This is a genomic window from Halomonas litopenaei (assembly GCF_017303055.1).
Classification (GTDB): domain Bacteria; phylum Pseudomonadota; class Gammaproteobacteria; order Pseudomonadales; family Halomonadaceae; genus Halomonas; species Halomonas litopenaei_A.
Window position 1 is genome coordinate 60,896 of sequence record NZ_JAEKJT010000011.1, and the last position, 20,179, is coordinate 81,074.

Annotated in this window: 20 protein-coding genes; 7 read left to right on the forward strand and 13 right to left on the reverse strand. The window is 63.1% G+C overall.

Annotated features, from left to right (window positions below; all coding sequences use genetic code 11):
• Positions 1 to 7 precede the first annotated feature (7 nt).
• Together JF545_RS18820 and JF545_RS18825 are read left to right on the forward strand one after the other, a co-directional pair.
• A complete protein-coding gene (locus JF545_RS18820; RefSeq protein WP_206944606.1) occupies positions 8 to 1,636 on the forward strand; it encodes a glycerol-3-phosphate dehydrogenase/oxidase in 1,629 nt (542 codons plus the stop codon).
• 206 nt (positions 1,637 to 1,842) lie between these two features.
• On the forward strand, positions 1,843 to 2,919 hold the full coding sequence (locus tag JF545_RS18825; protein ID WP_206944608.1) for an endonuclease/exonuclease/phosphatase family protein: 1,077 nt from the start codon (positions 1,843 to 1,845) through the stop codon (positions 2,917 to 2,919).
• 85 nt (positions 2,920 to 3,004) lie between these two features.
• Here the strand turns inward: JF545_RS18825 and JF545_RS18830 are convergent, their stop codons facing one another.
• Positions 3,005 to 4,384, reverse strand: coding sequence for a class II fumarate hydratase (locus JF545_RS18830; protein ID WP_206944609.1), 1,380 nt, complete (start codon positions 4,382 to 4,384; stop codon positions 3,005 to 3,007).
• A gap of 346 nt (positions 4,385 to 4,730) precedes the next feature.
• On the opposite strand from JF545_RS18830, the gene JF545_RS18835 reads away from it, so the two are divergent.
• Positions 4,731 to 5,114: a phasin family protein gene (locus tag JF545_RS18835; RefSeq protein WP_206944765.1), complete on the forward strand. Its 384-nt coding sequence runs from the start codon at positions 4,731 to 4,733 to the stop codon at positions 5,112 to 5,114.
• Between the two features lie 435 nt (positions 5,115 to 5,549).
• Positions 5,550 to 6,146, forward strand: coding sequence for a carboxypeptidase-like regulatory domain-containing protein (locus JF545_RS18840; protein ID WP_224907534.1), 597 nt, complete (start codon positions 5,550 to 5,552; stop codon positions 6,144 to 6,146).
• 28 nt (positions 6,147 to 6,174) lie between these two features.
• Here JF545_RS18840 and hda read toward each other — a convergent pair whose 3' ends face one another.
• Positions 6,175 to 6,876 carry a DnaA regulatory inactivator Hda gene (gene hda / locus JF545_RS18845; protein ID WP_206944611.1) on the reverse strand — a complete coding sequence of 234 codons (702 nt, stop codon included), beginning with the start codon at positions 6,874 to 6,876 and terminating at the stop codon, positions 6,175 to 6,177.
• Complete coding sequence (locus JF545_RS18850) at positions 6,873 to 7,979, reverse strand: AI-2E family transporter (protein ID WP_206944613.1); 1,107 nt, start codon at positions 7,977 to 7,979, stop codon at positions 6,873 to 6,875. Before JF545_RS18850 ends, hda begins: the two co-directional genes overlap by 4 nt.
• Positions 7,980 to 8,151: 172 nt before the next feature.
• Between JF545_RS18850 and purM the strand changes: the two genes are divergently transcribed.
• Both purM and purN read left to right on the forward strand, forming a co-directional pair.
• On the forward strand, positions 8,152 to 9,222 hold the full coding sequence (purM, locus tag JF545_RS18855) for a phosphoribosylformylglycinamidine cyclo-ligase (protein WP_206944615.1): 1,071 nt from the start codon (positions 8,152 to 8,154) through the stop codon (positions 9,220 to 9,222).
• The gene (gene purN, locus JF545_RS18860) at positions 9,219 to 9,950 is read left to right on the forward strand and encodes a phosphoribosylglycinamide formyltransferase (RefSeq protein WP_206944617.1); all 732 of its coding nucleotides are present in this window, start codon (positions 9,219 to 9,221) and stop codon (positions 9,948 to 9,950) included. The genes purM and purN overlap by 4 nt, the downstream gene beginning before the upstream one ends.
• Positions 9,951 to 10,098: 148 nt before the next feature.
• Here purN and dcd read toward each other — a convergent pair whose 3' ends face one another.
• The 4 genes from dcd to arfB all read right to left on the reverse strand — a co-directional run bounded on the left by dcd (position 10,099) and on the right by arfB (position 14,250).
• The gene (gene dcd, locus JF545_RS18865; protein ID WP_206944619.1) at positions 10,099 to 10,665 is read right to left on the reverse strand and encodes a dCTP deaminase; all 567 of its coding nucleotides are present in this window, start codon (positions 10,663 to 10,665) and stop codon (positions 10,099 to 10,101) included.
• Positions 10,666 to 10,826: 161 nt separating this feature from the next.
• Positions 10,827 to 11,630 (reverse strand): iron-sulfur cluster carrier protein ApbC, encoded by an 804-nt coding sequence (gene apbC / locus JF545_RS18870; RefSeq protein WP_206944767.1) that lies wholly within the window; start codon positions 11,628 to 11,630, stop codon positions 10,827 to 10,829.
• Positions 11,631 to 11,789: 159 nt separating this feature from the next.
• The gene (locus tag JF545_RS18875) at positions 11,790 to 13,451 is read right to left on the reverse strand and encodes a hypothetical protein (RefSeq protein WP_206944621.1); all 1,662 of its coding nucleotides are present in this window, start codon (positions 13,449 to 13,451) and stop codon (positions 11,790 to 11,792) included.
• Positions 13,452 to 13,839: 388 nt separating this feature from the next.
• A complete protein-coding gene (gene arfB / locus JF545_RS18880; protein WP_206944623.1) occupies positions 13,840 to 14,250 on the reverse strand; it encodes an alternative ribosome rescue aminoacyl-tRNA hydrolase ArfB in 411 nt (136 codons plus the stop codon).
• A gap of 117 nt (positions 14,251 to 14,367) precedes the next feature.
• Here arfB and JF545_RS18885 point away from each other — a divergent pair, with 117 nt between their 5' ends.
• Positions 14,368 to 15,354: a YihY/virulence factor BrkB family protein gene (locus JF545_RS18885; RefSeq protein ID WP_206944625.1), complete on the forward strand. Its 987-nt coding sequence runs from the start codon at positions 14,368 to 14,370 to the stop codon at positions 15,352 to 15,354.
• Here the strand turns inward: JF545_RS18885 and JF545_RS18890 are convergent.
• The 6 genes from JF545_RS18890 to JF545_RS18915 form a co-directional block, all read right to left on the reverse strand.
• Entirely contained in the window at positions 15,290 to 15,511 is a 222-nt protein-coding gene (locus JF545_RS18890; protein WP_206944627.1) for a LapA family protein, read from the reverse strand. The genes JF545_RS18885 and JF545_RS18890 overlap by 65 nt on opposite strands.
• Before the next feature lie 219 nt (positions 15,512 to 15,730).
• On the reverse strand, positions 15,731 to 17,206 hold the full coding sequence (locus JF545_RS18895; RefSeq protein WP_206944629.1) for a phospholipase D-like domain-containing protein: 1,476 nt from the start codon (positions 17,204 to 17,206) through the stop codon (positions 15,731 to 15,733).
• A 127-nt stretch (positions 17,207 to 17,333) separates the two neighbouring features.
• Entirely contained in the window at positions 17,334 to 17,945 is a 612-nt protein-coding gene (locus JF545_RS18900; protein ID WP_206944631.1) for a HupE/UreJ family protein, read from the reverse strand.
• Positions 17,946 to 18,007: 62 nt separating this feature from the next.
• The gene (gene ureG, locus JF545_RS18905; RefSeq protein WP_206944634.1) at positions 18,008 to 18,658 is read right to left on the reverse strand and encodes an urease accessory protein UreG; all 651 of its coding nucleotides are present in this window, start codon (positions 18,656 to 18,658) and stop codon (positions 18,008 to 18,010) included.
• A 127-nt stretch (positions 18,659 to 18,785) separates the two neighbouring features.
• Positions 18,786 to 19,481, reverse strand: coding sequence for an urease accessory UreF family protein (locus tag JF545_RS18910; RefSeq protein ID WP_206944768.1), 696 nt, complete (start codon positions 19,479 to 19,481; stop codon positions 18,786 to 18,788).
• Positions 19,482 to 19,489: 8 nt separating this feature from the next.
• Positions 19,490 to 20,140 (reverse strand): urease accessory protein UreE, encoded by a 651-nt coding sequence (locus JF545_RS18915; protein ID WP_347401345.1) that lies wholly within the window; start codon positions 20,138 to 20,140, stop codon positions 19,490 to 19,492.
• Between the last annotated feature and the right edge of the window lie 39 nt (positions 20,141 to 20,179).

Genomic DNA, 20,179 nt, shown 5'->3' on the forward strand with positions numbered 1-20,179 from the left:
CGGACTCATGCAGCTGCGTGATACCCATGTGCAACGACTCAAGACCAAGCACTTCGATGTAGTGATCGTCGGGGGCGGCATCAATGGTGCCGCCAGCGCGGCCGCCCTGGCAGGCAAGGGCGTCAAGGTCGCCCTTATCGACCGGGGCGACTTCTCCGGCGAAACCAGCCAGCATTCCTCCAATCTGGTCTGGGGCGGCATCAAGTACATGGAAAGCTATGACTTTGCCCTGGTCAGAAAACTCTGCAAGAGCCGCAACCATCTGATTCGCAGCTTTCCCTCGACAGTGCAGGAGATTCGCTTTCTGACCACCGTCGACAAGGGCTTCCGGCATCACCCACGCACACTATGGCTCGGCACCTGGCTGTACTGGCTGATGGGCAATGCCTTCACCCGGCTACCGCGCTATCTCAACCCCAAAGGCATCAAGGCCAGGGAGCCGATCGTCGATACCGGCAATGCCGTGGGTGGATTCGAGTACTCTGACGCCTATCTACACGACAATGACGCCCGCTTTGTCTTCAACTTCGTGCGCACCGCCCTGGACTATGGTGCTGCCGCTGCCAATTATGTCGAGTCCAGGGGTGCCAGCCGCCAGGGCGGGCACTGGGTGGTCGATGGCTGGGACCATCAGGCGCAGACCTCACTGCGCATCAATGCCAGCGTGTTGATCAACGCCTCGGGCCCCTGGGTGGATGACCACAACCAACGCAGTGGCCAGGTCACCGAGCACCACCACGCCTACTCAAAGGGCATCCACCTGATCGTGCCGCGGCTGACCGATCACCATCGAGTGCTGGCCTTCTTCGCCGACGATGGCCGGCTATTCTTCGCTATTCCCATGGGCCCCCGTACCTGCATTGGTACCACCGATACTCGAGAGCAACGCCCGGAAGTCGCCGTCACTGACCAGGACGTCAGCTTCGTTCTCGACAACATCAACAAGCGTCTGACGCTGGAGCGTCCACTGACGCGCAGCGACGTCATTGCCAGCCGTTGTGGCGTGCGCCCGCTGGCGGTGAAGGCCAGTGCCGACGGCCAACGGGATTTTCTGCAAATGTCACGCAAGCACGCCATCGACACCTCAGGCGAGGATCGTCATATCAGTATCTTTGGCGGAAAACTCACCGACTGTGTGAACGTCGGCGAAGACATCGTCGCGGAAGTCGCCGCCCTGGGCGTCACCATCCCTGACCCGGATGCACGCTGGTATGGAGAACCCCACGCGGATGATCGACGGGAGTTCATGCACCAGGCACGCCTGCTCGAACTGGACACGATGACGCCGGCCTCATCCAGCGAGGCACTGAGCACGCGACTGTGGCGCCGCTACGGCCTGAGCGCCTTTGGCATGCTTGATCAGATCCGCAGAGATCGCCGACAAGGGGAACTGCTGATAGCGGGCACCGAGTACCTTCGCTGCGAGCTGGAACATGCCGCCAGCAAGGAGATGATCACCCGGATGGACGATTTCCTGCGCCGTCGCTCGAAGATTGCGCTAGTGGTGGACCACGAAAGCCTGCGCGACGCCCCCGGCCTTGAAGAGGCCGCGCGCATTCTTTTCGGCGACGACGCCGAGCAGCAGCTACAGGAATACTTCCACACCCACCGCCCTGCCCCCCGCAAGCTCGCCTGAGCCCACGATGGCGTCAACTCGCGGTGAGGGCTCAGCCCGAAAGCTGGTGGTCCCGGCCACTGACCCTGCCGCTATCCACGCTGCGCTGTCGAAGCCCTGTCGAAGCCCTAGCGAAAAGACGGCTCTCGTGGCCCTATCGTCCAGCGCTACATCTCGTTAGTCTGATCAACGATCTCCCGTTTACCACCACGTCGAAGGACCGCCGAATGGTTGAGTTGATCGCTGATGTCATACTGGTGTCTGTCGTGACGGTGCTCGCAGCTGCGACCCTGATCGCCAGAATCCCCACCCACTGGTGGTGGCTTAGAGCCTGCGAATTTCCGCGCCTGCAGCTAGGCCTCGCCGCTCTGCTGTGCGCCCTGGCAAGCCCCCTGGCCAGCCCGCTATTGACGCCTTGGTTGATGATCGTCGCCTTGGTGGTGGCGATCATACAGGCGGGATACGTGCTGCCCTGGACACCGCTCTGGCCGGTACAAGTGAAATCGGCGGAAGACGATGTCGCTGACCGCTGCCTGACGCTGATGGTCGCCAACGTGCTGACACCCAATCGCAACAGTGATGGGCTGCTCAAGCTGGTCAGGGACCACGAGCCGGACATGCTGCTGACGCTAGAATCGGATGACTGGTGGGGCAGCCAACTGGATGAGGGGCTCGCTGACAGCTACCCCCACGCTGTTCGCGTCCCCCTGGACAACCTCTACGGCATGCACCTGTACTCTCGCCGCCCGTTGCACGACACCAAGGTCAAATGGCTGATACAGGATGACATCCCCTCCATCCACTGTGGCGTCGAGCTGCCCAGTGGCGAGCAGATACGCTTCCACGCGCTGCATCCGCGCCCCCCGGCCCCCAGCGAGAGCGAAGAGTCGCTATGGAGAGACGCCGAACTGATGCTGGTGGCCAAGCTGATCCATCAGGACCCCGTTCCGACACTGGTCGCCGGTGACCTTAACGATGTTGCCTGGTCCCGCAGCACGCGACTGTTTTGCCGCGTCAGTGGGATGCTGGACCCCCGCCGCGGGCGCGGGCTGTTCGCCAGTTTCCATGCCAACATACCGCTGCTGCGCTGGCCGCTGGACCATGTCTTCGTCAGCGAGCATTTCACCCTGGCGCATATGGAGCGACTTCCCGCCTTCGGCTCGGACCATTTTCCGATTCTTGCTCGGCTCTGCTACCGACCGGCCAGGGCAGACGAACACGACACCCCCGAAGCGGCACCGGCGGAGTTTCGTGATGCCCGGGATACCGTGGAAGAAGCCAAGGAGCGGGACGAGCCTAGCTGACGTCAGCGACCAACGCGGCGAAGCCCTGACCGTGCAGGGCTTCGCCAAAGGCATCAACGGGTCTCGTCGCCGCCACTCGACAACGCTATTCGGGAATGCCCCCTTGGGTAAGGGCGACCGGATCAAGCAGGCGCTGCAGCTCCTCACGTCCCAGCTCGGTTTCTTCCTCGGCGACGTCAATGATCGGGCGCCCGGCCTGGTACGCCTTCTTGGCAATCGCCGCCGCGGCGTTATAGCCGATCACCGAATTCAATGCCGTCACCAGGATGGGATTGCGCGCCAGCGGCTCGCTCAGGTTGTCTTCGCGCACCTTGAAGCTGGCAATCGCCTTGTCTGCCAGCAGTACCGAGGTTTGGGTCATCAGGGTAATGGCCGTCAGCAGGTTGTTGGCGACCAGCGGAAGCATCACGTTCAACTGGAAGTTTCCGCTCTGCCCGGCCACGGTCACCGCCGCATCAAGCCCAATCACCTGGGCTGCCGCCTGGGCCGCCGACTCGGGAATCACTGGATTGACCTTGCCTGGCATGATCGAACTGCCCGGCTGCAGGGCCTCAAGCTCGATCTCGCCAAGCCCAGCAAGCGGTCCAGAATTCATCCAACGCAGATCATTGGCTATCTTCATCACCACGCAGGCCAACCCCTTGAGCTGTCCTGACAGTTCGACGGCAGCATCCTGTGACCCCAGACTGGCAAAGAAGCTGTCGTTGGGACTCAGCGTCAGTCCGGTCAGGCGTGACAACTCTTCCGCCATGCGCTGTGCAAATTCGGGATGGGCATTGATGCCCGTGCCCACGGCGGTCCCCCCTTGGGCAAGGCGACATAGCCGAATCAGGGCACTGTCGAGGCGTTCGATGGCCTGGCCTACCTGACTGGACCAGCCCCCCAGCTCCTGACTCAGGCGCAGCGGCATGGCGTCCATCAAGTGGGTGCGCCCGGTCTTGACCACACCGTCGAGCTCGTTGGCACGCCGATCAATCGTGTCACGCAAGTGCACCAGTGCCGGGCGCAAGCGGCCCGTGACCTCAAGGGCAGCCGATAGATGCAGCGCCGTCGGGATGACATCGTTGCTCGACTGGCCCATGTTGACGTGATCGTTGGGCCCCACTTGAAGGTCATCACGACTGGCCAGGTGGGCGATGACCTCATTGACGTTCATATTGCTGGAGGTGCCAGAGCCGGTCTGAAACACATCGATCGGAAACTGGTCGTCGTGGCGTCCCTCGATGATCTCATCGGCCGCCTCGATAATGGCCTGCCCTCGCGCATCATCCAGCAGGCCGAGGGCCACATTGACCACGGCGGCGGATCGCTTGATCCGTGCAATGGCATGAATGAAGGCGACGGGCATGGCCTGCCCGGATACGGGAAAGTTATTGACCGCACGCTGGGTCTGGGCGCCGTAGAGAGCACCGGCGGGAACCTCCAGTTCCCCCATGCTGTCGCGTTCGATACGTGTCTGCGTCATGGATCACTCCTGATCGATAGTGGCAAGGGTCACGGTCTTCTCCCCCTTCCTTCACCATGGTGGCGCCAAGGCCTGCTTGCAAGCGTCATCTCGCTGTCACTGTGCCCTGTCATCGTTGTGCCCATGCGCTGGCGGCAAAATGCCCGGTCCGGTCGGCTTAAAACACATGCACTGTGCCACTTCACGTTTTCCCGCACCTATCGCCAGACTCAGCCCACACACATGTTGCGATGCACAAAACGCTCTGCTATTGTGCACTGCAACAGAAGACACCCAGGCAGCGACCTACAGGGCAACTCCCACGGTCCGGCCTAGCGTGAGTTCGATAACCCAGGAGGTTCTGATGATGCGCACTTTTGACGCCAAAGCACTGTTCAACAACGAGCAAGTCGAGACTCTGTTCTTCGGTCCGGCTCGCGCCTACGCCAACCTGACTGTCGACTTCGCCGAGAAGCTCGCCAGCGCTCAGCTGGACGCTGCCAAGGCTTACGCCGAGACCGGTCTGGCCCAGGCACGCGCCTTCACTTCCGTCAAGGATGCAGAAGGCCTGCGTTCCTACATGGAAGGCCAGCAGAAGGTCGCCAAGGACCTGACCGAGCGCATGAAAGGCGACGCCGAGAAGGTCGTGGCCCTGCAGCAGGACTTCGTTTCCAAGAGCCAGAAGCTGGCCGAAGACAACGTCAAGGCAGCCACTGACACTGCTACCAAGGCGACCGCCAACGCCAAGTAATTCGGCAACGGCACTCGCCTGAACGACGCCAGTCGTTCATCAGCGGCCCCCGATCTCCATCGGGGGCCGTCTTGTATCTGCTGGATCTGCAGGAAGCGTCAAGGCGCTGTCTACCGACACTGCTACCAAGGCGACCGCCAACGCCAAGTAATTCGGCAACGGCACTCGCCTGAACGACGCCAGTCATTCATCAGCGGCCCCCAATCTCCATCGGGGCCGTCTTGTATCTGCAGGATCTGCAGGATCTGCAGGAAGCGTCAAGGCGCTGTCTACCGACACTGCTACCAAGGCGACCGCCAACGCCAAGTAATTCGGCAACGGCACTCGCCTGAACGACGCCAGTCGTTCATCAGCGGCCCCCGATCTCCATCGGGGGCCGCTTTGCGTTAAGCTGATGGGGCACAGGGCCTACTGACATGAAAAGGAGACCTCGCCATGAAGGCATTCCCCCTGCTGTCACGCGCAACCCCACTGTGGGCCGTCATGCTGCTGGCCGCCCTGCTGACCGGGTGCCAGGGCATCAGTACGACGGGCACGACTCGCGCCCCAGACGTGATCGAGATCGGCGAGCCGGATGTGACAGTGGAGCAGCCAGGCCCGAGGGATGACCAGCCCACCGCCGACCAGGCTCGGGTCCCGCGTGAGATTCCTTTCCCTGCGGACGTCTACGCCAAGCTTCCCAAGAGCGGCAGTGCGGTGCTGTCGGGTCGCCTCACGCTCAACACCGACGCCGGACCGGTGATCGGTGCCAACGAGACCGTCTCGCTCGCTCCCATCACCAAGTATTCCGCCGAAGCGGCGGCCCAGGCGCTGGCAGGCCGTGCGGTGGAACGCGCAGATCCGCGGGCGCGGGAGTACACCCACACCACGCGCACTGACGGCAATGGCTACTTTCAGCTGCGAGACCTTCCCCCTGGCGACTTCTACGCCTCCGGGACGGTGGTGGACCCCGCCACCGGCATGCGCCAGATCGTGATCAAGGAAGTCTCGCTAAGCAACGGCGGGCACAGTGAAGTGCAGTTGAGTCGGTAAGTCGACGGCGGCAACCCGGTTGCCGCCTCTACCAATCCAGAGCGCGCTTGACGAAAGGGATCGTCAGCTTGCGTTGCGCCGATAAAGAGGCGCTATCCAGCACGTCAAGACAGCGAAACAACTCGCCAAGCTCGCGGGGACCACGGTGCAGAATATAGCGCGCGACTTCGCCGGGCATTTCCATGCCCCTCACCCGGGCTCGCAATGTCAGAGCGCTCATGCGGTCCTCGTCGGACAAGGGTCGCAGGTGGAAGGTCATGCCCCAGGTCAGCCGTGACGCAAGATCCGGCAGCTGGACATCAAGCTGCCGGGGGGGCCTGTCCGCCGCAATCACCAGCCGCTTGCCGCTGTCACGCAGGCGATTGAAGGCATGAAATAACGCCTCTTCCCAGCGCTTGCGCCCGACCACTCTGTCCAGATCGTCGATGGCCAGCAGGTCGAGCCGCTCGATATCCTCCAGCATCAATGGAGGAAAGTGCCCGAGTTCTTCCAGGGGCAGATACAGCGTCCTGAAATCCCGGCCCGAAGCCTCATGGCACGCCGCCTGGAGCAAGTGGCTGCGCCCGACCCCCTCGCCGCCCCACAGATACAGAAACGACTCCCCATCGTCCTCGAACTGCTGACGCAGGCATTCGACCACGGGGCTGTTACCCCCCGCGTGATAGTTCTCGAAGGTGGCATCATCACGCAGCCCAAGCCCCAGGGGCAGCTGTGCAGGAGACCGGCTCATCGCACGTCCTCGTCGGCATTGGCTGCGGGCTGGCGAGCGCCGTCACGTCCCTGCTGATGGGCATCGTACAACGACGAGTTCTTGTAGGTTTCATGCAGGTAGCGCAGCACGACCATCACCATGGCGGCCACCGGCAAGGCCAGCAGCACCCCGGTAAAGCCAAACAGCTGGCCACCGGCAAGCACCGCGAAGATGACCGCCACAGGATGTAGACCGATCTTGTCGCCCAACAGCTTTGGCTGCAGCAGCGTACTCTCTACCAGCTGCCCGAAACCGAACACCAGCGCCACCCCCAACAGAATCAACCAGTCGCCGAACTGGAAAAATGCCACCACGCCAGCCACCGTGATGCCGACGATGACGCCCAGGTACGGAACGATACTGGCCAGCCCCGACAACAGGCCGATCAACAGGCCAAAACGCACACCCAGAAGGGTCAGGCCTACCGCGTAGATCACCCCCAGGCACAGCATGACGATCAACTGCCCGCGCAGAAACGCCGCCAGCACCTCGTCACACTCCTTGGCCAAGCGCACGGCGGTGGGCTCCCACTGTCGCGGAAGCAGGCGCCGCACCTTGCCTACCAGCACGTCCCAGTCCAACAGCAGGTAGAAGGTCACCACCGGTATCAAGGCCAGGTTGGCCAGCCACCCGGCCAACACCAAGCCGGAGCGAGACACCTGTGCCAGCACACTGGCGGCCAGGGTGCCGGTTTCTTTCCAATTGGCCAGCAGCGCCTGGCGCAGCTGATCGAAGTCGGTGCTCAGGTCGAGACCGGTCCAGGATTGGAGCTGAGGCAGTACCGTGCTCTGAACCCAGTTCAGGATCGCCGGCAGAGCCTCGGCCAACTGACCAATCTGCCGCCCGAGCAGCGGCACTACCAGCAGCAGGGTCAATCCCACCAGCAGGGTCAGCAGCACAAACACGACCGCCACCGACCACTGCCGCGACAACCCGCGATCTTCCAGGCGATCGGCAATCGGGTCCCCCAGATAGGCCAGCACCATGCTGACAAAGAACGGCGCCAGCACCGGTTCGATACTCACAAAAAACCACAGTACGGCAGCTGCGACGGCGACGACGATCCACCACTGCTTGTTCATTCGCTGTTCCCCAAGAGACCACGTTTCCATGTGATGACGGGCCGGCCATGCATCATGGCTGCGACGGACGGTGCACAGTGCTACAATCCTCGCCCCCAACGTGCCCATTGTCTCACGTTCGCCCGGTGGTGCGCACCACGCCCGCGGGTCGACCGACTCCACAGGATCTGTCATGACCGACTCCTCCTCTTCCAAGAAAGCCTCGCTCAGCTACAAGGATGCCGGCGTAGATATCGACGCTGGCAACGCTCTGGTTGACCGCATCAAGGGTGTGGCCAAACGCACCACTCGCCCCGAGGTGATGGGCGGTCTCGGTGGCTTCGGCGCACTGTGCCAGCTGCCCACCGGCTACCGCGAGCCTGTTCTTGTGTCCGGCACCGACGGCGTCGGCACCAAGCTGAGACTGGCCATGGACCTCGGTCGCCACGACACCATCGGCATTGACCTGGTCGCCATGTGTGTCAACGACCTGGTGGTGGCGGGAGCAGAACCCCTGCTGTTTCTCGACTATTACGCCACCGGCAAGCTTGACGTCGACATTGCTGCCGACGTGGTGACGGGCATCGGCGCCGGCTGTGAGCAGGCGGGCTGTGCCCTGGTGGGTGGTGAAACCGCCGAGATGCCAGGCATGTATGAAGGCAGCGACTACGACCTGGCCGGCTTCTGCGTGGGCGTCGTGGAGAAGGACGAGATCATCGACGGCTCCAAGGTCGGCGCGGGTGATGTCCTGCTTGGCTTGACCTCCTCTGGCCCGCACTCCAACGGTTACTCACTGATCCGCAAGATTCTGGAAGTGTCTGGAGCCAAGCTCGACACCGACATCGACGGTCAGCCGCTGGGTGATGCCCTGATGGCCCCCACCCGGATCTACGTCAAGCCGCTGCTGGAGCTGCTGCGTCATGACGACTATCAGGTCCATGCGCTGTCGCATGTTACCGGCGGTGGCCTGCTCGAGAACTTGCCCCGCGTGCTGCCGGAGCACCTGACGGCCCATGTCGACACCAGCCGCTGGCAGCGCCCCGCCGTGTTTGACTGGCTGCAGCAGCAGGGCAACGTCGACGAACATGAAATGCACCGCGTGTTGAACTGCGGCATTGGCATGGTTCTGGTGGTGCCTGAGGCACAGGCCGACCAGATCAGAGCCCATCTGCAGGCCCAGGGTGAAGGCGTGCACCGTATCGGTGTCATCGCCGAGCGCCAGGGTGATGAGGAGCAGGTACAGCTGGAGCAGTCCGGGTCATGAGTCACGGCGTCAACGATGGAGAGCTGAACGGTTTCACTCCCGAGCAGGCCTCCCTGCCCAGAGTCGTCGTGCTGATTTCTGGCGGCGGCAGCAATCTTCAGGCACTGATCGATGCGCAGACCCACGATGAGCTGGGCGGCGAGATCGTCGCAGTCGTCTCCAATGTTGCCGATGCCCATGGTCTCAAGCGGGCTCGGGACGCAGGCATCGACGCCGTCGCGCTGCCCCATCGCGAGTACGAAAGCCGCGATGCCTTTGATGGTGCGCTGATCAAGGTGATCGAGCGGCATGAGCCTGACCTGGTGGTACTGGCAGGCTTCATGCGAATCCTGACGCCGCGCTTTGTGCAGCGCTTCCTGGGCCGGATGCTCAATATCCATCCCTCCCTGCTGCCTGCCTATCAGGGACTGCACACCCATGCTCGCGCGCTGGCCGACGGCGTTGCCGAGCACGGCTGCAGCGTGCACTTCGTGACCGAAGAGCTGGACGGTGGACCGGTGGCTATCCAGGCGGCGGTCAAGGTGCAGGCCGATGATGATGAAGCCAGGCTGAAAGAGCGTGTGCTCAGCCGTGAACACCTGATCTTCCCAATCGCGGTACGCTGGTTCCTGGAGGGGCGGCTACGCCTCGAGGGCGACATTGCCACCATCGACGGCCAGCCTCTGCCGCCAGGGGGCATGCGCCTGTCTCATGAGGATGCCGCCGAAGAGCTGGATGAGGATGAGTAACAGCGCCACGCCATAAGCTTGCCGGACGCCAACTCCGTCAGCACCCACGCTGTCTGGCGCCACGAGCTGCAGTCGAAAAAGCCCGCTGACATGGTCAGCGGGCTTTTTTCGCTACTCAGCGCTGATACGGGCCAGCGCTCTTCAGCCATCAGGTACGCGGCAGGGTGACGCCGCGCTGTCCCATGTACTTGCCGCCACGATCCGCGTAGGAGGTGGCACACACCTCGTCGGACTCGAGGAACAGCATCTGCGCCACGCCTTCGTTGGCGTAGATCTTGGCCGGCAGGTTGGTGGTGTTGGAGAATTCCAGGGTCACGTGGCCTTCCCACTCGGGCTCCAGCGGGGTCACGTTGACGATAATGCCACAGCGGGCGTAGGTCGACTTGCCCAGGCAGATGGTCAACACGCTGCGCGGGATGCGGAAGTATTCAACGGTGCGCGCCAGCGCGAAGGAGTTCGGCGGAATCACGCAGACGTCACCCTTGACGTCGACAAAGCTCTTTTCGTCAAAAGCCTTGGGATCGACCACCGCCGAGTGAATATTGGTGAACACCTTGAATTCATCGGCGCAGCGAACGTCATAGCCGTAGCTCGAGGTCCCATAGGAGATGACCCGCCGTTCGTTGACGTAGCGAACCTGGTCGGCCTCGAAGGGCTCGATCATGCCCTCGTTTTCGGCCATGCGGCGGATCCATTTGTCGGACTTGATGCTCATGGGACTTCCTGCTGGGTGCTCAAAGAGTGGACGCGTTCGGTGGGGCCACATGATAGCGGCCCCCCGATGCCACGTCACGATGCAATAGTCACGCCTGCCCTGTGAGTGCTTGACCCGGGTCAGCGCCACCAGGCTACGTTCGTGTCGCTGGGACTGATGCTCTAGTCGCTGAAGCTGATGCTCGGGCCATCATCACCGCCCTGGGCACCAACCTGCTCTGCCACCTGGCGAGCCATCTCACGGAAGGACGTCGCGACCTCGCCTTCAGGCTCTGCCACCACGCTCGGCCGCCCACTGTCCACCTGCTCGCGAATCGTCAGGGAAAGTGGCAGCCGGCCCAGCACTCGGGTGTCGTACTCTGCGGCGATCCGTTCGCCACCGCCTTCACCAAAGACCGGCTCGCTATGGCCACACTGACTGCAGGTATGCAGGCTCATGTTCTCGACAACGCCTAGCACCGGCACCTTGACCTTGCGGAACATCTCGATGCCCTTGCGCGCGTCGAGCAGGGCAATGTCCTGGGGCGTGGTGACGATCACGGCGCCATCGACGGGCACCTTCTGCGCCAGTGTCAGCTGGATGTCGCCGGTGCCCGGGGGCATGTCGATGAACAGGTAATCCAGTTCGTTCCAGCGGGTCTGGTTGAGCATCTGCTGAAAGGCGCCAGCCACCATAGGTCCGCGCCAGACCATCGGCTCGCGCACATCCACCATAAAGGCCATGGACATCGCCTGGAGCCCGTGAGCTTCGAGGGGCAGGAACTGGTTTTCCCCACTCGCCTGTGGCCGCACACCCTCACCGACACCCAGCATCTGGGCCTGGCTCGGTCCATAGATGTCGGCATCGAGAACGCCGACACGATAGCCCTCGGCGGCCATGGCCAGCGCCAGATTGACGGTCACTGTCGACTTGCCGACGCCACCCTTGCCGGATGCCACGGCGACGATATGCTTGACCCCTTCGATCACGTCTCGCTCCTGTTACCAGATGGGTGCGGATAGCCCGCCGGGCCAGTATAGAGGCAGCGACGGGTGAGGTTAAGCCGGATCACGCATGAATGGCGTCCACTACGCAACGAGCGAGCCCGTAGGCTCGCTCGTTGCGGGTACTGCGCTCCATCGTTGTTACTGACGGCTATCCTCGGCGGCGTCATCTCCTGTTACCGCGGAAGCGGCGTCACGCACCTTCTCGGCGGCCTGGCGGGCGACATCCTTTACGGTTTCCACTGCACCGGCGGCGCCTGCCGCGACTTCATCCGTCCACCCGTTGGTGGACGCTTCATCCGTTTCGGAGGTCTGCTCGCTCGCGGCGGTGCTGTCTCCTGCATCCGAGTCCGTGCTCTCTTCAGCGCCCGAAGCCGCGCTCTCTTCAGCGCCCGAAGCCGCGCTCTCTTCAGCGCCCGAAGCCGCGCTCTCCTCACCACCCGAGGCCGTGCTCTCCTCAGCACCCGAGGCCGTGCCTTCTTCACCAGCACCGGCACCAGCGCTCTGCTGCGAGGACTGCTCCTCGTCGCTGGAGGGCTTGCCCGTGGCTTCAGCCGACGCCACATCCTCGTCGTCCGCCGCGCTTTCATTAGAGCCTTGCTCGCTGGCGGCTGCCGCGCTCTCACCGGACGACTCGGTGTCGCTCTGGCTGGCCGGATCGGCAGCCGAGCCGGTGGATGAGGCGCTATCGTCGCCATTGACCGAGGCCCCATCAGCGACGGAAGTCGGACGCTGGCCATCCCCCTGGCCGCTGCGGATGACCTCGACCGACCCAGTGCTACCTCCGTTCTGCGCGGCGGAGCTGGAGTGACCGGCCGCCTCAGCGGTAGCACGATCCAGGTTTTCCAGCTCGATGCGCCAAGTATCCAGCTGTCCATTGAGGCGCGCCAAGCGCTGGCGGCGCTCTTCGGCTCGCGCTTCGAGCTCCTTGACCTTGGCAAACAGTTCGTCGCGACGGGCCACCGCCTCTTCAGCGCGGGCCTCGGCCTGACGTACGCGGGCCTCGGACTGCTCGCGCTCTTCGGCGTTCTCGGCAAGAATCTGTTCGAGGCGGGACTGAGCCTGCTCGGCTTGCTGCTGAGCCTCCTGCTGCTCGGTCTCCAGCCGTGCCACCTGCTGCTCGAGATCGCCCACAGACGTCTGTTTTTCCTCGATGCTGCTGCTCAGGTCGGCAAGCCGCTTTTCGGCGTCATCGATGTCACTGGTCAGCGACTCTGACTCGGCCTTGAGGGTATCTCGCTGTTCGATCAGTGACTGCTGCTCGCTCTGGGCTTCTTCCAGCCGGTTGCGAGCGGCCACCAGGTCGGATTCCAATGCGGCTTGGGTGGCTTCCAATTCCTTGAGGTCCGCTTCCACCTGGGCGGCCTGTTCCTCGGCGCTGGCGCGAGCAGAGCGGGCGGCCTGCTCCTGTTCCTTCAGCGTCGCCAGCTGTCCGCGCAACTCCTCAAGCGAGGTCTCCGCTTCCTGCCACTGCGCCACCTGGCTTTCCAGCTCGTCACGCTGAGCGGACAGGGTCTCTTGGCTCTCTTCCAAGCCTGCTACCTGCTCGCGCAGGGTCTGAACGCGAGACTCGCTCGCTTCTAGCTCCTTGGAGAGCGCGGTGCGAGCCTCATTATTGGAGCTGGCACTCAACTGGGCACCGATGGCCCAGATCAAGCTCACACCCGCTACCGCTGCAATGCCCTTCACCCGATGATCCGAGAACAAGCCAGAGCCACCTGAAGAGGCGGGTGCAGGCTGAGTCTCGCTACCACGGCCATGTTGCTCGGTATTATTGTCCTTGTCGGGGTTGATCTCTTCCATTCGGGGTCTCCCTGGGGGTGCAATGATTCGCGTCCGTTATCTCTTATCGCGCCACGCCACACGCCTGCGCCGTGGCAGCGATCCATTCTTGTGCCGTTACTCTTGCGTCGCGCTGTCCTTCGCAATGCCCTTCGCCATATTCTTCAACAGGCCCTTCGCGATGCCCGCCGGGACCCTGGTCCAGCTAGTCACAGCATACTGCCAGTGGGCTACAACGTCAGGGGCAGCCATTGGCGAAAGTAGGCCTTAGCAAGCATTATCAAACACTACTCCTGGGCCTGCCTCCTGCGGGCTGTGACCGCCACCGCCTGTCTCGGCTTTGACTGCTGGCCGGCCCTGCGGTTCCCCCTGTTGCGTCCTCTAGCGATGGCTCGCCCAAGCATGGCGACTAGCCATCCGGTCTGGCACGCAGGGCCTTGACCTTGCCGCGTTGCTTCTTGCCCTCGAGCCGACGTCGTTTGGCCGCCTTGCTCGGCTTGGTCGGCCGCCTCGCCTTGGGCACTACCAGACCTTGCTGCAACAGCGACTGCAGGCGTGCCAGTGCCGCCGCTCGATTGGCTTCCTGGGTGCGTTCGGACTGCGCCTTGATGATGACCACACCGTCCTGGGTGATGCGGTGGTCGTTAAGCGCCAGCAGTCGCTCCTTGACGTCGTCAGGTAGCGTCGAACTGGCGATGTCGAATCTCAGATGGATCGCTGACGCTACCTTGTTGACGTTCTGACCACCGGCGCCCTGGGCACGTATCGCGGTCATCACGATATCGCTGTAGGGGATCGACAGGCGTCGACTCAATTGCATGCTCTGCACCTCCTTCGTCCATGCCGGTGCCGTCGTGGCGGTGGGTTCACCGCGCGTTTGACGCTAATGGTGCGTCCGAGCGTATCATGCCTTATCCCTCAAGGACGATTTGGGCCCATGACCGCACCACGCTGGTATCAACACGCCATGTTCACCCTGCTGCCCCGACTGGCTTTGTTCATGTGGCGGGTCTTGAGCCAATTCCTGCATAACCGGGGGATGCTGCTGGCAGGCGGTGTTGGCTTCAATATCCTGCTGTCGACCATTCCACTGTTTGCCCTGATGGTGGTCGCCATGGCCCAGGTGGTGGACGAAGATCAGCTGATCAATGTCATCACCCTGCAGGCGCGCCACATTGCCCCGACCCACGCCGAGGTCATGCTGGAGTCCGTGCGTGCGCTGCTCGACTCGCGGGATGCGATCGGGATCTACGGTATCCCGGTGCTGCTGCTGTTCAGTTCCTTTGCCTTTCGCATGCTGGAAGACGCGTTGGCACTGATCTTCCGCAAACCCGACGTCAAGGACAGCCGCAGCCTGTGGGTCTCCTTTCTGCTGCCCTATGCGTTCATGCTGGTACTCAGCGCTGCGCTGCTGGCGTTGGCCATGGCAGTCAGCCTGGCCAACACCTTGAACGGTCTCTGGATGGCGATCAATGGCAAGGAACTGCCGCTGGCATCTCTGTCGGACACCGCCCTCAACCTGACCAGCTTTCTCGGGGTTTTCCTGCTGTTCAGCGCCATCTACAAGGTTCTGCCGGTGGTGCGAATATCGCTCAGGCGGGCGCTGGCGGGCGGGTTTGCCGCCGCCTTGATGTGGGAAGGCGTCAGGATCGCGCTGGTCTACTATTTCGCTAACCTGTCGCTGGTCAGTGCCGTTTATGGCCCGCTGGCCACGCTGATCGTGGTCCTCTTGAGCCTGGAGATAGGCGCCGTCATTCTCCTTTTAGGCGCCCAGGTCATCGCCGAACTCGAACACAACTGCCGGCTCGGACTGGCATGGCACCAGGATCCACGCCGGCGTCTGGCCACCGCGTCAGCGGTCAATGCCGATGGGTCTCCTTGCCCTTCAGGCGACGAATCAGCCCCATCAGACCCCGGCCGCTGACCATGCCCAGCAGATAGATCACCACGACCAGCAAGGCCATCGGCATCGCGATCGTCCAGCCAAGCAGATTCACCTGCACCATGTCGATGTTCTGCACCACAACAATGGCCACCAGGGCCAGAATCACCACCTTCACCACCAGCCAAACCTTGTCCATTGCTTGAGCACTCCTTGTGCCAATTTTCACTCAATGACATCGTCGCCACGCCGGCCGGACGCGGCAGACAGCCTCCAGGGGGAACGCGGCCCAAGGCACAGGCGACATACCGGGCCAACCGTGCAAAACATGGGCACGCTGGTCGAAACTGTCAAGTTGCGGCGCCAACACGCCTCATCCCGCCCACGTTAGCCCGCCAAGCTCCCTGCTCCGCGCCGCTCAGAAGGTCGACAGGCCGGTGGCTTCCATCACACGATAGCGCCACGCTGCCAGCCGACCACTGGCGTCCCGCTCGCTCCAGGCGCGGCTTGCCCGGTGATGGGGAGGCGACTCCCAGCGCAGGTCGAACCATTGCCCCAGGGCATCGATCACCGGCAGCTCCCGACCTGTTACCTCGACACTGCTTTCGAGATTAAGGTTATCCAGGTTGCGCCGGGTCAGATTGGCGGAGCCAAGGATGACCGCATCGCGTGCAGACGGATCAGCCGTCGCCTCCTTGCGTAGCAGCACGACCTTGCTGTGACATTGTTCTCCCGACGTCAGACACCAACGCACCTGAACCCCCGAGGCCAGCAGTTCCTCGGCAACGGGCTGGTTGGGCAACCCACCCTTGCTGAAACCGAATGCCTCGCGGTTGGGGTCCAGCAGCACCCTCACCGTGGCGCCCCGTGACGCGGCGCGTTTCAGTCCCGCGATCACCTCACGATGGGCCAGGTAGAAGGCGGCAAGATCGAGCCTGTCGCCTGGGGAAGCCTCTTCGATACGCGCCAGCACGGCGTCACGGATGGCTCCCTCAGTCAGCAGTCTTGCCTCGGCGCCTGACGACTGGCGACGGTCAGCGTTGCCTGGTCCTGTCTCTCGACTATCGGGCAAGGCCACCTCAACGCCGGACCATGACGCCACCTCAGCCTCCGAGGCGATCACATCCCCGGCCAATGCACCATCGATACGTAGCGCTACATTGGAATGCAGGCTACTGGCGTCATGGGGATTTGCCGTGGAAATCAGCGTCGACCAGCCTCGGGGCGTATCGACCGTCAGTGTCTTGCGATGGTTGGCACGGAAGTTGAGCAGCGCCAGATAGCTTCGTAGCGTCACCGGCTCGCCGCCAAACGCATTGGGCAACCAGCCTCCTTCACTATCGTTGCCGAGACGATGCAGGCCGAGATGCCAGAGTCCGGACCACAGCGGGTTGGAGGCGCGCAGTCTATCGAGCCGAGTCATGACCAGCTCTACCCCGGCGTCTTCCAGGCGCTGGTAGAGCGCCACCTGCTGCCCCCCGTAAAGGGTATTGAGAGGATCGGTGATCACCACGATACGCGGCGCGGGATCACGCTGTCGTGCCGCTATCAACGCGTCCGTCAGACGTTCGGCGATAGGCCTGAAACGTGCGCTTCTCGCCCCCGCCTGGCCCTCCAGGCGATTGAACAGGAACATGTCCATCACGATCAGGCGGCGGGCCTCGCCGATCATCGACACCGCCTCGTCGAAGATCTGCTGATCCAGCTGCTGTTGTCCCCGCCGGTCGTACCAGGTGCGATCGGCAAGCAACGACACCCGCTCGACCGAGCGCATCGGCCACGCCTTGCCCACGTCGCTGGGCAGCGGCTTGACGCTTTGCCAGATGGCCATGCCTAGCCATGCCAGCAACACCACCAGCAGGCTTCCTTTCAGTGCTTTACCCAGCCATCCCATGGCGCTTCCTTTTCGTTGGTCGAGTGGCGCCGATGATAGCGTAAAACCCCGCGCAACAACGGAAGCGCCCGGCACGAAGCCGGGCGCGGTCCCTGAGTCACACCAGCGGGCGTACCCCGCGGCGGCCTCAACTCATGGCCAGGATCCCACCGCACAGGGCAATGACGGCACCCAGCGCGCGCAGCAGGCGCTGTTCGCGCGCGGCCAGCCAGCCACCCAGCGAGCGTGCCAGCAAGGTAATCGCCAACGTCGAGATCGAGAATCCAATGACATAGCCCACCACAGACGCGGCGGCCGGCATCTCGGCGCCGTGGGCGATGCCGTGCAGCGCCATCACCGCCACCACCAGCACACCGCCTAACGCTGTCGGTAAACGCAGCAGCGCCGCTGTCATCACACCAGCCACCAGCACCGACATGGCGATGCCGCTCTCGACACCCGGAAGCAGCGACGGAGAGACCCAGCCCGCCAGGGCGATACCAGCACCCACCAGCATACCCACCAGCGCCAGCAGCGGCGTCAGTCGACGCATGCTGGCGCCCTGCCCAAGACTCCACAGGCCGATGGCTGCCATGGCCAGCAAGTGGTCAAGCCCAAGCCAGGGATGCATCAAACCGCTGGCAAGACCACCGTGCTCTACCCCATGACCGGGATGTGCAAACACCACCGGCGCGGCCAGGCTCAAACCCAGGGCGGCCACCGCCGGAACAACATGAGACGCAGTGATGCGCTGTGTCATGACAAACTCCTTGCAGACAAAAGACGCCACGCCAGGCGCGGCCTTATTCCCTTGCGGAACGCTCAGGCTTGGACCGCCTCGGTACGACGATCGGGCAGCATGCCCCGCTCGAGTATAAAACTGATAATGGTCTCTAGACCGACCCCGTCGTACAGGTTGGCAAAGACAAATGGTCGATCTCCTCGCATCTTGCGTGAATCACGCTCCATAACGTCCAGAGAAGCATGCACCTGCTCAGCGATGTCGATCTTGTTGATGATCAAGAGATCGGACTTGGTAATCCCGGGACCACCCTTGCGCGGAATCTTGTCCCCCGCCGACACATCGATGACGTACAGCGTGAGGTCAGACAGCTCCGGGCTGAAGGTCGCCGAGAGGTTATCGCCTCCGGACTCCACCAGTACCAGCTCGAGCCCCGGATGACGCTGATGGAGATCATCGATGGCCGCCAGATTCATCGAGGCATCCTCACGTATCGCGGTATGCGGACAGCCACCGGTCTCGACCCCGAGAATGCGATCGGGCGACAGCGCCTCATTGCGGGTCAGGAAGTCCGCATCTTCCTTGGTGTAGATATCATTGGTCACCACGGCGATATCGTAATGATCTCGTAGCGCTCGACAGAGTTGCCTGAGCAACGCGGTCTTGCCGGACCCCACTGGACCGCCGACACCGACGCGTAGACATTGGGAGGGAGTCGTAGTGCTGATCATGGCCTTCTCCTGGCGGTCGTGTCTGGCCCACGCTCGGGGCCAGGATGATGGTAAGGACGACGTTCGGTCATGACGTCGATACCTTGTCTTTCATGTCGTCAAGCCATAGCGCTGGGCAAGGGCTTGCTTAGCTGCGAAACAGGCGCGAGTACTGGGTCTCGTGCAGGCTGCTGGCAAGCGCGACGCCAGGCAATGCCGGACCGAGCTCGTCATCTCGCAGCGCCTCGGCGCGCTCCACCGCGTGGACCAGCGCCGGACGCAGCCGTTCTACTATTCGCTGTGCTGCGGTATGCCCCAGGGGCAGTGCCTTGCAGGCCGCTGCCAGCTGGTTCTCAAGCCAGGCCCAGGCAAACCCCAGCATGGCGCTGTGCGGCAGCACCTGGCGCTGCACCGACAGCGCCGCAAAGGCGGTCACATAGCCTGGCGCAGCAGGCAACGCTGTCGCGGGCAGCAGGCCAAGATTGCCCATCAGGCGTGTCAAGGAAGCCCCCAGCTGGCGATCTTCCTCCAACAGCTCACGGGTCTCGCGGACTGCGGCGAGCCAGCGGTCCCACTCTGCAACGAGGGACGCGTCGCCTGCCTGCCAGGCCGTCATCTGGCGCATCAGCACCGGCAGTTCACACATCGCCAGGCCATCCTCCAGCACCCCCTCCAACCAGTCACCCAGGCTGGACTCGTCGGTGACCCAACCCAGCTCAAACGCGCTTTCCAGTCCCTGGGACCAGGCGAAGGCCCCAATCGGTAAGGCTGGGCTGACGAGCTGCAACAGGCCCAGCAGCGCCAAGTCGCCTAGCGCAAGGTCCGGTGAGGAAGCCGTCGCCATTGCGGACATCAGACCGGCTCCCTGGACGGGTCCTGAGACTGGCCGGAAGGCGCCTGCGAGTGCGCATGGGAGTGATCGTGCGAGTGATCGTGCGAATGCTGGTGCGAGTGCCCGTGCGAGTGCCCGTGCGAATGCCCATGGGAATGCTGGTGCGAGTGCCCGTGCGAGTGCCCATGGGAATGTCCGCCCATGGTGTAGGCGCCCGGCTCCGGATCGAAGGGGGCCTGGTGTCGCTCGAGGATGGCGCCCAGCCGCTCGGCGAGCTCTTCCAGCACATGATCGGGGGCAATCCGCACGTAGCGGCACTCCTGCCCCTGGAAAACGCCGCATCCGATGCCCAGCGTCACATGCCGGTTTCCCAGGTGATAGCACAGTCGCGCCAGGGCCAGGTCCGATTGCGGTCCAGGCAGAATCCAGGCACTCACTACCGGTTCTGGGGCCGCCACTACCCTCACGCACACGCCATCGTCGCTGGACAGTCCGTCACCATGGCGCAGCACCGGTCCGCGCTCCAGGAACAGTCCAGCTCCGCGCCCGCTATCCAAGGTGACCCTCAGGCGTCCCTTGATACGATCGTCATAGGCCAGGGTCAGCGTGTCTTCGGCTTGGTCCTCCGCCAGCGGGCCAAGACGCTGTGTCAATGACAGCAACGTGCTCATCGATATCTCCTAAAATGTAGTGCGGCCGCGACTTGCGGT